Here is a 14844-nt window from a genome sequence, read left to right as displayed (position 1 = left end):
GATAATGATTATCGTTTAAAGTTATATTCAATCGATGTCATGTGTCAAGCATAAAGTGAATGAACAAGTCATTAATGTGAATGGAATGCTAATGGGTCTTGTGAATTAAGGACTTAGCGTTTCAGTCACAATGGGTGGCGGGCACTAGCCTGATTGCCGGTTGTCGGCAAGTCCGAAAAGCAATGATTTGCATTGCAGCAGTCCTAATTGGCAGTACCGCTTGCCCTGCGCTGGACATACCAATTAAATACCAATGCCGTCGGCATGACGGCGCCAAGCGCCGGGAAGCGCGATGCCGGACCGGCGTCACGATGCAGTGAACAACAAGGGAGTGGACGATGAGCATGAAGCGATTGCTGGGGGCGGCGGTGCTGACCGCCTTGTCGACGTGGGCGTGGGCCGCCTCGGACGCGACGGCGCTGGGACAGAGCCTGTCGCTGAAAATTGCGGTGGACACCAACAAGGGCGCGGCCGCCGGCGCGCCGTGCGCCGAGCTGGGGGCCGACTGGGCGTCCTGCCTGAAGGGGCGGCTGATCCTGGAGAACAGGGGCGGGCAGGCGGTGCCGGCCGGCGCGGGCTGGAATCTGTACCTGCACAGCATACGCCGCATCCTGAAGCTGGACACGCCGCAGTTCGCCCTTCGCCACATCACCGGCGACCTGTATCAAGTGACGCCTACCGCCGCCTTCCAGGGCCTGGCGCCCGGCCAGAAGCTGGAACTGCCGTTGCTGGACGAATACTGGATTCTGCAGGAAAGCGACGTATTGCCGCGGCCCTATGTGACGGTGGACGGCCAGCCGCCGGCTCTGCTGCAGCACGACAGCAGCGACGAGGCCAGCTATCTGCTGCCGCTGACCGGCGACAACTGGAAGAACCCGGCCGGCGAGCTGCGGCCGCTGGCGACGCCGGAACAGCGTTACCGGACCTTTAGCCAGCGCGGCCCGCAACTGGCGGCGGCGCAGGTGGCCAACCGCGTCATCCCGGCCGCGCTGCGCCAGCATCTGGGCGGCGGCGAGCTGCTGGTCCGCGGCTTCAATCTGAATCTGTCCGGCGTCAGCCCGGCACAGCAGGACGCGCTGGCGCGGCGCGCGGCGCAACTGGGCCTGCGCGACGAGGGCGTCGGCGTCAGCGGCGGCGTGGTCGGTTCCCGTCTGCCTGCCGACATCGCCGTTTCCGGCGGCTACCGGCTGCAGATAGGCCAGCATGGCATCAAGGTTGAGGGCTTCGACGCCGCCGGCGTGTTCTATGGCGTGCAGACGCTGCTGGGCCTGCTGCCGCAGGGCGGCGGCCAGCTGCGCTGGATGACGGTGGAGGACGCGCCGCGCTACGCCCACCGCGGTTTCATGGCCGATCTGGCGCGCAACTTCAAGCAGCCGGCGACGGTGCGCCGCCTGATAGACCAGATGGCCGCCTACAAGCTGAACAAGCTGCACCTGCATCTGTCCGACGACGAGGGCTGGCGTCTGCAGATTCCCGGCCTGCCGGAGCTGACCGATGTCGGCGCGCGGCGCTGCCATGATCTGACGGAAACCCGCTGCCTGGTGCCGCAACTGGGCTCCGGCCCGGCCAATCAGTCCGGCGGCGGCTACCTGTCCCGCGCCGACTACATCGACTTGGTCCGCTACGCCCAGGCCCGCTTCATCGAGGTGATTCCGGAATTCGACATGCCGGCGCACGCCCGCGCCGCCGTGGTGTCCATGGAGGCGCGCTACCGCAAGCTGGCTGCCGCCGGCCAGCCGCAGGCGGCGTCCGAATACCGGCTGCTGGACCCGCAGGACCAGTCCAACACGCTGTCGGTGCAATTCTACGACCGCCGCACCTATTTCAACCCCTGCGTGCCGGGCAGCGCGCGCTTCGTCGCCAAGCTGGTGTCCGAAGTGGCGCAGATGCACCGCGAGGCCGGCCAGCCGCTGCAGACCTGGCATTTCGGCGGCGATGAGGCCAAGAACATCCTGCTGGGCTCCGGCTTCCAGGACGCCAGCGGCACCGACCCGTCCAAGGGCAAGGTCAATATGGCGCAGCAGGACAAGCCCTGGGGCCGCTCGCAGGCCTGCCTGGCGCAGATCGCCAAGGGTCAGCTGAGGAGCGTCGACGACCTGCCGCTGCGCTTCGCCCGCGAGGCCAGCCGCATCGTTTCCACCCAGGGCATCCCGACGATGGCGGCGTGGCAGGACGGCGTCGCCGGTTCCAGCGGCGCGTCCGACTTCGCCACCCGCAACACCATGGTCACAGAATGGGACACGCTGTACTGGGGCGCGGCGCAGGCCGTCAACGGCTACGTCGCCAAGGGTTTCCAGACGGTGCTGGCGCTGCCGGATTACCTGTACTTCGACTTCCCGTACGAACTGAACCCGCACGAGCATGGCTATTACTGGGCCTCGCGCGACACCGACAGCTACAAGGTGTTCAGCTTCGCGCCGGACAATCTGCCGCAGAACGCAGAAGTGATGCCGGACCGTCAGGGCCAGCCGTTCGCCGTGACCAGCTCGGCCGCGCCGGCGCGCTATGCCGGCATACAGGGCCAGGCCTGGACCGAGGTGATGCGCACCGACGCCGAGTTTGAAACCATGGTCTACCCGCGCCTGCTGGCGCTGGCCGAGCGCGCCTGGCACAAGGCCGGGTGGGAACGGCCGTACAAGGTCGGCGAGACTTACCAGCTGGGCGTCACCCACCTGGTGGACAAGGCGGCGATGAACGCCGATTGGCAGCAGTTCGCCGCAGTGCTGGGCTGGCGCGAGGCGGCCAAGCTGGAGCGCGCCGGCATAGGCTACCGCGTGTCGATGCCGGCGGTGCTGCCGGGCGCCGGCGGCGCGTCTGCGACCACCGAATGGCCGGGCGCGCGCTTGCAATACTCGTTCGACGGCCACGGCTGGCAGGACTATCGCGCCGGCCAGCAGGTGCAGGCGCGCTACTGGCGCGGCGTCACCCAGGACGGCCGCCGCGCCGGCCGGGCGGAGACTTTGTCCGGGCAGTGAGCGGGCGCGGGCGCTTGCCCGTGGTTTGAAAGCCGGATGCATTCAGTGAATGCTTGGTTTGGCTGGAAAGAGACGGCGGGCCTGTTGGCCCGCCGTTTTCCTTGCAAGCCGCCCCGGCCCATGCGGCGGATTATGCCTTCGTGCTAGCATGATTTCGCCCGCCATCGGCGGCGCGTGCGTCTCCCGCGGACTGGTTGGCAGGCGGCTTGCTCTGTATTCGACAGGCGAGCACATTTTCAGACGAACGACGACAGGATGAATATGCCCGAGCGCGATACCCGGCTGCACGGCAGCTGGCGGCTGGTTTCTTTTGAAATGGAACTGCAGGCGTCCAAGGCGCGCACCCAGCCATGGGGCGCGGACCCCAATGGCCATCTCATTTTCGGCGCCGACGGGCGGATGATGGTGCTGGTGACCGCCAAGGCGCGGGAACCGGGTAGCTCCGACGAGCAGCAGGCGGCGCTGTTCCGTACCGTGATGGCCTATACCGGGCGGTATCGGCTAGACGGGGACAGCTTCATCGTCATGGTGGACGCATGCTGGAACGAAGCCTGGAACGGCACCGAACAGCAACGATTCTACCGGCTGGACGGCGACGCGCTTGAAGTTTTCACCAACTGGATGCCGAATCCCTTGGCGGAAGGAAAGGCAATGGGAAGGGGTGTTCTTGGGTTTGTGCGGGAGTAGTTTCCTGAGCTGAGTGAGTGGGCAATTATTTTCTAAGCCAGAGTTTGCCTGTTTGCTCTACAGTAATAAGCAATAATCAACCCTTCAGTAGCGGGGTTTGTTCATGTTTTATTGTATGCGCATTAAATGGTGTGATGCCAAATGAGAGTGGCATGGATTTCAATGGCATTCATTTACATGGGGCTTGCTGGCTCCGCCATGGCAAGCTCATTCACCATAGGCGTTGAAGAGGTCGACTATTACCCGTTGCATCGTTGTGTCAACGGGAATTTTTCCGGGTATGGCAGAGATTTACTGGATGCATTCGCAAAGCAGTCAGGCCATTCTTTTACTTATGTATCGCTTCCGGTTTCAAGACTGTTCCATACATTTCTGAACGAAAACTCGATTGATTTTAAATATCCTGACAATCCGCATTGGCAAGCCGACATGAAGAAAGGCAAGCCCATCTTCTACAGCGATCCAGTGGTAAATGTCATTGAAGGCTTGCTGGTAAAGCCAGAAAAGTTTGACCAGTTATCGGAAATTTCTGTTAAATCTATCGTGACCATGCGAGGATTCACGCCTTGGCCTTTTGATAAGGCCATGCGGCAAAAGGTCAATAATGGAACCATTCGAGTCTATCAGGAGGATTCGTTCGGCAAATTGATCTCCTTGGGGATGACCGGGCACTACGACGCCGTCTATGCCAGCCCGATAGTCATCAATTACTATCTTGATGAGATTATTCACAAGCCAGGCGCGCTAGTGTTTGACAAAAAGCTTCCGTTTGAAAGTAATGATTTTTCTCTCTCCAGCATCCGGCAAGGTGATGTGATCAAGCAGTTCAATGAATTTCTTACCAAAAACCAGCCTTTGATCCTGGAGCTCAAGAGAAAATACAGGCTGACTGACAAGGCGGCGCAGTGAGTTAAGCAAGGTAGGGCCGTAGCTTAATGAAATGGATTCCTTCTCGGGTGATTTGGCTATGAGCAGCCTAGTGTTCTGAAGCCGACTCAACCGGGAGGGTATCCCATTAATCCATAGTCCCTCGCTAGTCATGAGATAGATTGATCATTAAGACGGGCTGTTATGAGATAAAATAATATGCCTGGCTAATTGCAAGAACTTAAACTACTAGTTTTGAGGTGTAGCATTCTGAGCGTCGCGCTTGTTTTTCAATTACTCCAGAATTTTTGTCAGTCATATTTTCAATAAATACCAAAACCGTTTATTATATGCTTTGGTGTTGGTGGGTCGTAGATTGGGCTTAACTTGAGGGGCAACGTACACTGTGCACTTCACAATAGTGTTCATGGCAACCATTTCAAGTGAGTGTTGGATTTCGTTCTGTTTAACTCACCTTGCTATCCTTGTAATATTTTAACTACTAACGTTTTTCGTATCGCTACAGAGTGATTTTATGAATGCTATTGCCAAAATTATTTCTCTAATTATGGTTTCTCTGTTGGCAGGGTGTGCGATGACTCCTTTGGTGCCACAAAATCCAGAAGCATTGAAATTTACACATGGATTTGTGTTTTCTCCAAAAGTTCAAAGCTCATTGTCAGATGTGAGCGAAGTGCAGCTTCGGTCACAAGAGGATGGAAGTTTATATACATTGCAGCAAAGTGATCAGCTGTGTGGCGGATTTGGATTGTGGTTGCCTGCGGGTAATTATGAGCTAGTGGAGATGTTTGGCGATTCATTAAGAAAACACTCCTACCCTCCAATTAAAGTGAGGGCTGGCTCTTTTACTGATATTGGAGGGTTGATATGGGTTGGTGTTGGTCAAGATAAAAGAGTGTTGCTATCTATTCATCACCCGGAACTTGATCTTCAGGTGAAGGCAGTAGAAGAAAAGCAAGCTTTATATTTGTTAGATCATAGAGTTGAGGTTTGGAAGCCAAGCAGCGTAGCTTCTCCTGTGTTGATTCCGCATGAAATTTCAAACCAAGGTGTGGTTATTGACCTGATGCTTGAACATGGTCGAAAAATAGGTATGTCGGGTTTTAATAAACAGTTGATTGATATGGGAGATTCAGAGGAATTTCTGGCTGCAGCGAAACGTACATTCCCTCCCATCACTCACTCAGGGGTAAATGGATTGCATGGAGAGCAATATTTTGGGGCGGAATTAGGGCAGATTCGGGTAAGAGATATGAATGGTTCATGGTCTTCCTTGGATACGGGTACGCTTGATAGCATCACAGCCATTGCCATTGAGAATCAGACAGTTGTTGCGGCAACTAATCAAGGAAAAATATTTAAGAAAAATAACAAGCAGTGGAAAAATGTTGCTGTTTTGCCCGAAAAGATTCAAATACTAGGCTTGACTCATACGTCAGAAGGCTGGTTAATTCTTGCCGGGAAGGTAATTTCGAGCAGTTATTCGGAATTTTCTGCTTTGAAGGATATGTCAATTTACCAAGCGGATGAGGGCTTTTCTGGTTTGATTCAAATAAAGAAAATACCGATTGATAGCGAATTAGCAATTTTCAGACCGGCGGTGAAATATGTAAATGGTAAGTATTTTGTTAATGGTTTGAATGATTTGCATGTGTTTGATGTTAGACAGGGAAGTTGGAGCTTGGCTGGGCCTGGGCATGAAATAACTTCATTGAATTACGATAAAGGGTCCAATGTTTTTACGGCTTACAAAATGCAAGGAATTTTCTCAAAGCTCAGTATTTCCACTGACAACGGAAAATCGTGGGTACCGACTCAGTCACCTGGAGTGACTGTACAGGATATTATTTTTACGTCACCTTCTCATGCGATTACCGTCGGTATTGATATGGGTTTGCTTAGCACTAGCTATGAGTTGAGTCAATATGAATCCAGTGATAAAAAATCAACATTGATATCCAAATCTAGCCCAGGGGTTTGTAAGAAAATAGTCAGTGACGAAGATATGCATTTGTTTTTCTGCATATCTGATAATGGCTCTATTTTACGATTCGATGAGCAGAAGATGGTTCCTGAATTTACTCTGAATTAGAAAAGAGTATGATTGGATTGAGCTTGTGCCGTTCTGCGCTTATTTTGATATTTACAATGATGATTATGATGAGTGTTCTTGATAAACGTTGGGCTTCATTCTATTCAGGCTACTTTGCAGTCCTGATTTTTTACTCAATTTGACTGGTGGATGCCATTTAACAGGTCTCTACTTCAGCTTACTGAGGCGGTGTATCCAGCCACTGATTCCAATTTATGTTGTTCGATCATATCGAAAATGAAAAAGCCTTCTCATTTCGGGAAGGTTTTTTTTTACGAGCGTTGGCTTTGTTCTCTGTTGAAGATAAGGCTCACTCTCCCTGGCGGAACAAGGCCGGGCTGTGTTGCAGCCGGGTGGCGGCGATGCCGCTGCCGCCGCTCGAAGCGCCGGCCGCGGCGAAACAGGCGACCGAACCTTCCACCTGCAAGGCCACCGCCTCGCCTGGCCGCGGGCAGCGGTGGCCCGGCACGCGGGCCGCCAGCAGGCCGCCGTCGTCCAGCGCCAGCCGCACGCTGGCGTCGTGGCCGTAGAAGCTGACGTCCAGCACCCTGGCCTGCACGCCGGCGTCGCCGGCCGGCAGCAGGCGGATCTGTTCCGGCCGCAGCAGCACGGTCACGTCTCCCTGCGGCATGCCGTCCAGCAGCGGCAGCCAGCCCAGCGCGCATTGCGCCTCGCCGCCGTGGGCGCGGCCGGGCAGCAGCACCGCGTCGCCGACGAAGTCCGCCAGTTCCGGGCTGGCCGGGCGCTGGTACAGCGCCAGCGGCGCGGCCACCTGCAGCAGCCGGCCTTGCCACAGCACCGCCACCCGGCGGCCCATGGTCAGCGCCTCGGCCTGGTCGTGCGTCACCATCAGCGCGGTGGTGCCGCTGGCGGTCAGCGCGTCGGCCACTGCCTGGCGGGTTTCGGCGCGCAAGGCGGCGTCCAGCGCCGAAAACGGCTCGTCCAGCAGAACCAGCGCCGGCTTCGGCGCCAGCGCGCGCGCCAGGGCCACCCGTTGCTGCTGGCCGCCGGACAGCTGCTGCGGCGCGCGGCCGGCGAAGTCGGCCGGCAGGCCCACCATGTCCAGCAGCTCGGCCACCCGCCGCCGTTCGCGACGCTCGGCGCGCGGCAGGCCGAAGACGATGTTGTCGGCCACCGACAGGTGGGGAAACAGCGCGCCTTCCTGCGGCACGTAGCCGATCTGGCGTTTTTCCGGCGGCAGATGGACCTGCGGGCTGCCGACCAGCTGGCCGCCTATCGCGATGCTGCCTTCGTCGCAGCGCTCGAAGCCGCACAACAGCCGCAGCAGCGTGGTCTTGCCGCTGCCGGACGGGCCCAGCAGCGCCAGCAGCGAGCCTTGCTCTACCGTGAGGCTGATGTCGTCCAGTACCCGGTGCGCGCCGAAGCGCTTGCCCAGATTTTCTATTTTCAGTTCCGACATGGCGGATCTTCCTGTTGATTCCATGGTTGCGCCTGGCCGTCCAGCACCGCGCCGCGTCCCAGGCAGGACATCAACAGCCAGGTGGCGGACAGCGACAGCGCGATCAGGATGGCGGCATACGGCGCGGCGGCGGCGAAGGCCAGCGCGGCGGTGTCGGCCCACACCTGGGTGGCCAGCGTCTCGGTGCCTATCGGCGCCAGCAGCAGCGTGGCGGTCAGCTCGGTGATCACCGAGACGAAGACCAGGCTGGCGGCGGCGCCCAGGCCGGGCGCGGCCAGCGGCAGCACCACCCGCCACAGCGATTGCCACCAGTTGAGGCCCAGCGAGCGCGCCAGCTCCTCCAGCCGGCTTTCCGCCTGCAACAGCGCGCTCCTGACGCTGACCAGGGCCAGCGGCAGGAACATGATGGCGTAGGCCAGCGCCAGCATCGCCGCGCTCTGGTACAGCGGCTTCAGCCATTGGATGGCCAGATTGACCAGCGCCAGCGCGATGACGATGCCGGGCACGCCCTGGGCCAGATATACCACCCGTTCCAGCAGATGGGCCAGCCGGCCCGGATGGCGCGCCAGCAGATAGCCCAGCGGCAGCGCCAGCAGCGTGGTCAGCGCGGCGGCGGACAGGCCCAGACCCAGCGAGGAGGCGGTGGCGGACAGCAGCAGCTGCGGCGACACTTCGGCCGGCGTCACCGCGTCGGCGCCCGGCTGCAGCGTCCAGTACAGGATGGTGGCGATCGGCGCCAGCAGCGTGGCCGACGCTTGCAGCAACAGCCAGGCCAGCGCCGGCCAGCGCTTCCAGCCCAGCGCCAGCCGGCCGGCGGCGCGGCGCGCGCCGCGGTCCAGCCGCTGGTAGCGGCTCTGGCCGCGCACGCGCAGCTCGGCCAGCAGGATCAGCACGCCGGCCGCCATCAGCACGCTGGCCAATAGCGAGGCGCCGGCGCTGTCGAAGCTGGCGCGGTATTCGGCGTAGATCTCGGTGGTGAAGGTGTGGAAGTGCAGCAGCATGAAGGCGCCGAACTCGGACAGCGTCGACAGCGCCACCAGCAGCATGCCGCCCAGCAACGCCGGCTTCAGTTGCGGCAGCGTCACCCGCAGGAAACAGGACCACGGCGACAGGCCCAGCGCGCGGGCGGTTTCCTCCAGCGCCGGGTCCATATTGCGCAGCACCGCCGACACCGGCAGGTAGACCAGCGGCGTGTAGGCGGTGGTCAGCACCAGCCAGGCGCCCCAGAAACCCTGCAGATCGGGGCTGATTGACACCCAGGCGAAGCTGGTGATGAACGGCGGGATGGCCAGCGGCGCGACGCACAGCAGCGCCCACAGTTTGTGGCCCGGCAGCCGGGTGCGTTCGACCAGCCAGGCCGAGGCGGTGCCGGCGACGGCGCAGCTGGCGGTGCTGGCCAAGACGATCAGCGCGGTGTTGCCGGCCAGCCGGGCGACGATGGGGCGGAACAGCAACTCGGCGGCGTCGCCGCCGCCGTAGCTGATCGCCTGCCACAGCGTGAAGCCCAGCGGCAGCAGCACCAGCGCCGCCACCAGCGCGGCGCAGGCGGTGAGGCTCAGCGGCCGCCGGCGGGCGCCGGCGGCCAGGCGCAAGACCGCTGCGTTCATTTACAGCAGCCCCGCCTGGCGCAGCAGCTTGGCCGACTGGCTGTCGTCGCCCAGCTTCTGCATGTCCAGCGGCGGCGGGTTCAGCTGGTTGAACGGCTTCAGCTGCGGGGCCGGAGCCACGCTGGGCAGCAGCGGGTATTCGAAGGTGATATTGCTCTTGGCGATCAGCTGCTGGGCGCGCGGGCTGACCAGGTAGGCCAGGAATTTGTGCGCCGCGTCGGCGTTATGCGCGGTTTTCAGGATGCCGGCGCCGGACACGTTGATCAGCGCGCCGACGTCGGCGTTGCCGAAGTGGTAGAGCTGGCTGTGCATGCCCTTGCTGCCCAGTTCCACCTGCAGGCGGGTCCAGTAGTAGTTGTTGATGACGCCGACGGCCACGCCGCCGCGGTTTACCGCCGCCACCACGCCCTCGTTGTCGTCGAAAGTCTGGGCGTTGTCGCGCAGGCCCTTCAGCCAGGCCAGCGTCGCCGGCTCGCCCTTCAGCGCGCGCACCGCGCTGACCAGCGGCAGGAAGTCGCCGTCGGACGGGGCGATGGCCAGCTTGCCCTTCCATTGCGGGCGGGCCAGATCCAGCAGCGAGGCCGGCATCTGGGCGCCGGCGGCCAGCTTGTTGTTGAAGACCAGCACGTTCTCGCGCGCCATCACGCCCACCCATTCGCCCTGCGGCGAGCTGTAGCGCGCCGGGATGGGCGACAAGGTGGCGGCCGGCAGCTTGGCCAGCATCTGCTTGCCTTCCAGCAGCATCAGCTCCGGCGAGTTGGAGGCGAAATAGACGTCGGCCGGCGAGGCCTTGCCCTCGGCCAGCAGCTGGGCGGACAGTTCCGGGCCTTCGCCGGAGCGGATCTTGACGCCGATGCCGCTCATTTTCTCGAAGTCGTCGGTCAACAGCTTGATGGTTTGCGGGTGCTGGGCGTTGTACAGCACCAGGCTGGCAGCGAGCGAGAGCTGGCTGGCCGCCAGCAGGCCGCCGGCGAGCAGCGCGGCAATCAGTTTCTTCGTTTTCATATTGTCTTTCCTTTGCAAGCGGGGGTCACAGGCCGGCGAACAGCGTCTCGCCGATATAGCCGCCGGGACGCGCGCCGGGCGGGCAGGCGAAGACGGCGCTGGCCACATGGGTGATGTACTGGTTCATCATGTCCATCGCCGCCAGCTTCTTGTTGATGCGGATGAAGCCGGTGCGCGGGTCGCGCTGGTAGGCGAGGAAGAACAGGCCGGCATCGTATTCGATGCCCTGGCGCCACGGCGGCCAGCGCTCGGCGGTGAAGTTGGCGCCGTCGTTGTACGAGTAGGCCCGGCGCAGGATGCGCGCGCCGTCGTTTTCCTGCGGCGAGGCCACGCGCGAGTGGGCGGTGTCCGGAATCACCGGATTGCCGTCCTTGTCCACGGCGTCCAGCTTCAGCGGCTCGAATTCGTGCTTCTGGCCCAGCGGCGCGCCGCTTTCCTTGTAGCGGCCCACCACTTCCTGCTGGAAGCCCAGCTCGGTCTTGTCCCAGTGCTCCAGGGCGATGCGGATGCGGCGCGCCACCAAATAGCTGCCGCCCTTCATCCAGCCGCCTTCGTCGCCGACCCAGATGAACTGGTTCATCAGCGACGGGTCCTTGGTCGACGGGTTGTTGGTGCCGTCCTTGAAGCCCATCAGATTGCGCGGGGTGCCGCCGCCGGGGGCGCCGCTGGCGAAGCCGGTCTGCACCCAGCGCACGGCGGCGACGCCGTCGGCCAGCGCGGCCAGCTGCCGCACCGCGTGGAAGGCCACTTGCGGATCGTCGGCGCAGGCCTGGATGGACAGGTCGCCGCCGCTCTTCTCCGGCACCAGCTGATCGCCGTTGAACTTGGGCAGGTCCACCAGCGCTTCCGGCCGACGCGCGGCCAGGCCGTAGCGGTCGACGCCGTTCTTGGAGAACAGGCCGGGGCCGAAGCCGAAGGTGATCGTCAGCCGCGCGGTGGCGAGGCCGACCGCTTCGCCGGAGTCCAGCGGCGCCTTGTCGGCCTGGCCGCTCAGCGCGCGCGCCGGCAGGCCGCGGGCGAGGCGGCCGGCGGCGTCGGTCCAGGCTTTCAACAGCGCGATCACGTCCTCGCGCTTGGCGGTGTCGGCCAGGTCGAAGGCGGCGAAATAGCTGTTCTGCTGCTGCGGCGTGACGATGCCGCCCTGGTGCGGGCCGTAGAATGCCTCCTGGTCCTTGGCCGGCGCGGTCTTGGCGCGGCCGGCGGCCGCCCGGGCCAGGCCCGGCGCGCCGCCCAGCCAGCCGGCCAGCGCCAGCGCGCCGCCGCCGGCGAGGAAGCCCCGCCGGGACGGCTGCTTCGGAGCTTGGCCGTCGCTCATTTCGCCAGCACCAGATTATTGTTGTCGTCGGTGACGTAGTAGAAGCCGTCGCCCTCAGGCGTCACGGCGATGCCGAACAGGTCGCCGTTGCCGGGCGGGGTCTGCGCCTTGTTGGCGTCTATCCAGCGCGCGCCCAGCTGCTCGCCGTTGGCCGGGTCTATCTCCACCACCTTGCCGTTGGAGCCGTTGGTGGCCAGCAGATGGCCTTGCGGCGTCGTCGTCAGCGCCAGCGGGCGCAGCAGCAGGCCGTCGTGGGTCAGCGTGCGGCCGACGCCGGCGCTGGTGGTGCGGGTGGTGGCGTCCCAGATCTCGCTGATGCGGTTGCCCAGCGCGTCGGACACGTAGAGCTTGTCGTCTTTGCCGTAGACCAGGCCGGTGGGGCCGACCAGGAACACGCCCTTGTCGGCCTGTTCGCCGAAGCCGCTGGCGACGACGGTGCGGCCCGCGATCTTCGGCGGCTTGCCGGCCGGGATTTCCAGGTCCAGCCTCAGCACGGTGGCCTGGTTGATCACCGGCGGCGTGCCCTTGGCGCTGCCGACGCCGAAGCCGGCGTTGCTGACGAACAGCGTGGCCTTGTCGCCGTTGTCTATCACCGCCATATTGCCCCAGGGGTCGTTGATGTCCGGGCCGGACCAGACGTCGACCAGCTTGCCCTCGGTGTCCAGCACCATCAGGCAGCCGGCGCCCTTGGTGTCGGTGGTGCCGTCGTTGCTGGGCGTGCTGCCGACGATGACCCAGCCGCTCTTCAGCACCGTCATCGCGGTGGACAGGCCGACGCCGCCCGGACACTGCGCCAGCGTGCGCGGTATTTCCGCGAACAGCGTCAGGTTCTTGCTGTCCGGGTGGTAGTTGACGATGGTGCTGCCCATGCCTTGCAGGTTGGCGGCGTTGTTGAAGTTGTCCACCAGCACGTCGCCGGCCTTGATCTTGCCGGAGGTGATCGGTGAGACGACGATGGCGTACGGGTTCTGGTCGCCGTTGTCCGGCACGGTGTTGGTCAGGACGGTATGGCGCTTGACGCCGGCCAGGAAGGCGTCGCCGGCGTGGGCGCCGCCCGCCAGCGCCAGCAGGGTGGCGGCGGCGGCGAGCAGCTTGCGCTGCGGAAATTCCAGTTTCATTGCTGCATTCTCCAGTGGGGGCAGAGGCCCGCGCTCAGAAGGTGATATTGGTCTTCAGGCCCACCACCCAGTTGTTGGGGATGCGCTGGGTCTGGCTCGGGTCGTTCGGCGATACCGCGCCGGCGCCGACATTGCGCACGTACTGCACATCGGCCTGCCACTGCCACCATGGCGTCAATTGATAAATATAGGTGGCCTCGACCTGGGTTTCGTTGCCGCGCACCGGGTAGAGCGGGTTGCCGTTGGCGACGCCGGTGTCGATGTCGTTGCCGGCGGCGTGGTTGCCCACCTTGACGTAGCCGAAGGCCAGGCCGACGGTGTCGTTGTCGCGGCCGGCGAATGGCGCGGTCAGCGTCACGCCGGCGTTGGCGGAGAAACTGACCAGATTGCGGTCGCCGGGCGCGCCCATCAGGCGGGTGAACACGTTCAGCGTCCGGCTGCTGTCCTCGGCCGGGCGCCACACGGTCTGGTCGGCCACGGCGTAGACGCTGTAGTTGCCGTTGTGCAGCATCGGATCGGCGCCGGTGATCGCCATCGGCTGGCCGTTGGCGTCCCAACGGGTGTCGGCGGTCTTGTGGTTCAGATACCAGAAGCCCAGCTTGTAGGTGCCGGGCAGGCCGCCGATGCCGTTCAGCGGGCGCGGGCTTTCCAGCGCGCCGTTCGACGGCAGGTTGCGGCCGTACTGCAGCTCGCCGATGAACAGCGTGCCGCCGTGGGTGCTGAAGGTGGTGCCGTGCTTGTTCAACTGTTGCGAGTCGGGGTTTTGCGTCGCGTCGCGGGTCGGGTCGCCGGCGAAGACGCCGCCGAGCAGCGTGATGCTGTCGCCTATCTTGCCGCGCAGCCGCACGCCCAGGCCGGACAGCGGGTAGGCCGGTCCGCCGGCCGGCAGGTCGGCCGACGGCACCGCCGGCCAGCCGAACATGGTGCCGATGAAGGCGCCGCCGTACTGCGACGCCATGAATTCCTGGTCCAGGCTCTGCTGGCCTATCTTCAGGTCCAGCCGTTCGCCGTTCAGCTGCTGCTGGAACCAGGCTTCCCACAGCCGGGTGGTGCGGTCGGCCTCGATGCCGCTGGCGCTCTGTATGCTGCCGACGTGGTCGGCGCTGAACGGCTTGCCGTGGATGTCCAGCACGCTGACGTTGAAGCTGCCGCCGTCCCACCAGCCGGCGCGCTGGGTATCCAGCCCCAGCGTCAGCGTGGACAGGCCCTGATAGGCGCCGCCGTATTGGATGCCGCCGCTGACGTTGCGCAGGTATTCGCTGCTCTCGGTCAGGCCCAGCGTGACGCCGTGACGGCCCAGGGCGGAGCGCAGGCCGCCGATGTCGCCCAGCAGCGTGGAGCGGTTCCACCAGCCGGTCCACTGGTTGTCCGGCTTGGCCTTGATGGTCTGGTCGGCCTCGGGCAGATCGGCGGGATTGACGTCGGCGTCGACGCTGTCGGCGGCGCGAGCGAGACCGGTCAGCAGCAGGCCGGCGGCGACGGCGCAGGCCAGCAGCCGGCGCGGATGGGGTGGTGCGTATCGTTTCACAGTGTCACATCTCCCAAGAGGGGTTCCATTGCATCCTGATTAATGCGTATCGTTCTCGTTATTCGACCGACAGCGCCGGCCGCGAAGCCATGACCGCCGCCGCTGTACGGCAGTGGACTGTTTCAGCATAGAAAAACGAAAATCATTCTCAATGGTTGACTGCGTATCGGTATTTTTTTGTTTGACAGACGACGGCGGAGCGTGGGAGG

The 14844-nt window shown here is 62.7% G+C and carries 10 protein-coding genes; 4 read left to right on the top strand and 6 right to left on the bottom strand.

Annotated features, from left to right (window positions below; translation table 11 throughout):
• The first annotated feature begins 338 nt into the window (after positions 1-338).
• From CXB49_RS15080 to CXB49_RS23615, 4 genes are all read left to right on the top strand, one after another.
• On the top strand, positions 339-2975 hold the full coding sequence (locus CXB49_RS15080) for a family 20 glycosylhydrolase (protein WP_101709170.1): 2637 nt from the start codon (positions 339-341) through the stop codon (positions 2973-2975).
• A gap of 261 nt (positions 2976-3236) precedes the next feature.
• Positions 3237-3662 carry a lipocalin-like domain-containing protein gene (locus CXB49_RS15075; protein ID WP_101709169.1) on the top strand — a complete coding sequence of 142 codons (426 nt, stop codon included), beginning with the start codon at positions 3237-3239 and terminating at the stop codon, positions 3660-3662.
• A 162-nt stretch (positions 3663-3824) separates the two neighbouring features.
• Positions 3825-4571 (top strand): ABC transporter substrate-binding protein, encoded by a 747-nt coding sequence (locus CXB49_RS15070; protein ID WP_158300885.1) that lies wholly within the window; start codon positions 3825-3827, stop codon positions 4569-4571.
• A 493-nt stretch (positions 4572-5064) separates the two neighbouring features.
• Entirely contained in the window at positions 5065-6642 is a 1578-nt protein-coding gene (locus CXB49_RS23615; RefSeq protein ID WP_158300884.1) for a hypothetical protein, read from the top strand.
• Between the two features lie 310 nt (positions 6643-6952).
• Here CXB49_RS23615 and CXB49_RS15065 read toward each other — a convergent pair whose 3' ends face one another.
• Genes CXB49_RS15065 through CXB49_RS15040 form a run of 6 tightly spaced genes read right to left on the bottom strand, consistent with a single transcriptional unit; the run spans position 6953 to position 14635 of the window.
• Complete coding sequence (locus CXB49_RS15065; protein WP_101709167.1) at positions 6953-8062, bottom strand: ABC transporter ATP-binding protein; 1110 nt, start codon at positions 8060-8062, stop codon at positions 6953-6955.
• A complete protein-coding gene (locus CXB49_RS15060) occupies positions 8050-9669 on the bottom strand; it encodes an iron ABC transporter permease (RefSeq protein ID WP_101709166.1) in 1620 nt (539 codons plus the stop codon). Before CXB49_RS15060 ends, CXB49_RS15065 begins: the two co-directional genes overlap by 13 nt.
• Entirely contained in the window at positions 9670-10674 is a 1005-nt protein-coding gene (locus tag CXB49_RS15055) for an iron ABC transporter substrate-binding protein (protein ID WP_101709165.1), read from the bottom strand.
• A 25-nt stretch (positions 10675-10699) separates the two neighbouring features.
• The gene (efeB, locus tag CXB49_RS15050; protein ID WP_101709164.1) at positions 10700-11989 is read right to left on the bottom strand and encodes an iron uptake transporter deferrochelatase/peroxidase subunit; all 1290 of its coding nucleotides are present in this window, start codon (positions 11987-11989) and stop codon (positions 10700-10702) included.
• On the bottom strand, positions 11986-13107 hold the full coding sequence (locus CXB49_RS15045; protein WP_101709163.1) for a hypothetical protein: 1122 nt from the start codon (positions 13105-13107) through the stop codon (positions 11986-11988). Before CXB49_RS15045 ends, efeB begins: the two co-directional genes overlap by 4 nt.
• A 34-nt stretch (positions 13108-13141) precedes the next feature.
• A complete protein-coding gene (locus CXB49_RS15040; protein ID WP_101709162.1) occupies positions 13142-14635 on the bottom strand; it encodes a carbohydrate porin in 1494 nt (497 codons plus the stop codon).
• Positions 14636-14844 lie beyond the last annotated feature (209 nt).

The sequence above is a fragment of the Chromobacterium sp. ATCC 53434 genome, from assembly GCF_002848345.1.
GTDB lineage: Bacteria > Pseudomonadota > Gammaproteobacteria > Burkholderiales > Chromobacteriaceae > Chromobacterium.
Note: the sequence above shows the minus strand (reverse complement) of the source record. Positions and strands in the feature narration are given on the sequence as shown.

What these genes read in the sequence shown, in the direction of transcription:
- CXB49_RS15045 (WP_101709163.1), bottom strand. Translation starts at nt 13,107, where the DNA reads ATGAAACTGGAATTTCCGCAGCGCAAGCTGCTCGCCGCCGCCGCCACC.
- CXB49_RS15080 (WP_101709170.1), top strand. Translation starts at nt 339, where the DNA reads ATGAGCATGAAGCGATTGCTGGGGGCGGCGGTGCTGACCGCCTTGTCG.
- CXB49_RS15060 (WP_101709166.1), bottom strand. Translation starts at nt 9,669, where the DNA reads ATGAACGCAGCGGTCTTGCGCCTGGCCGCCGGCGCCCGCCGGCGGCCG.
- CXB49_RS15055 (WP_101709165.1), bottom strand. Translation starts at nt 10,674, where the DNA reads ATGAAAACGAAGAAACTGATTGCCGCGCTGCTCGCCGGCGGCCTGCTG.
- CXB49_RS15065 (WP_101709167.1), bottom strand. Translation starts at nt 8,062, where the DNA reads ATGTCGGAACTGAAAATAGAAAATCTGGGCAAGCGCTTCGGCGCGCAC.
- efeB (WP_101709164.1), bottom strand. Translation starts at nt 11,989, where the DNA reads ATGAGCGACGGCCAAGCTCCGAAGCAGCCGTCCCGGCGGGGCTTCCTC.
- CXB49_RS15070 (WP_158300885.1), top strand. Translation starts at nt 3,825, where the DNA reads ATGGCATTCATTTACATGGGGCTTGCTGGCTCCGCCATGGCAAGCTCA.
- CXB49_RS15075 (WP_101709169.1), top strand. Translation starts at nt 3,237, where the DNA reads ATGCCCGAGCGCGATACCCGGCTGCACGGCAGCTGGCGGCTGGTTTCT.
- CXB49_RS23615 (WP_158300884.1), top strand. Translation starts at nt 5,065, where the DNA reads ATGAATGCTATTGCCAAAATTATTTCTCTAATTATGGTTTCTCTGTTG.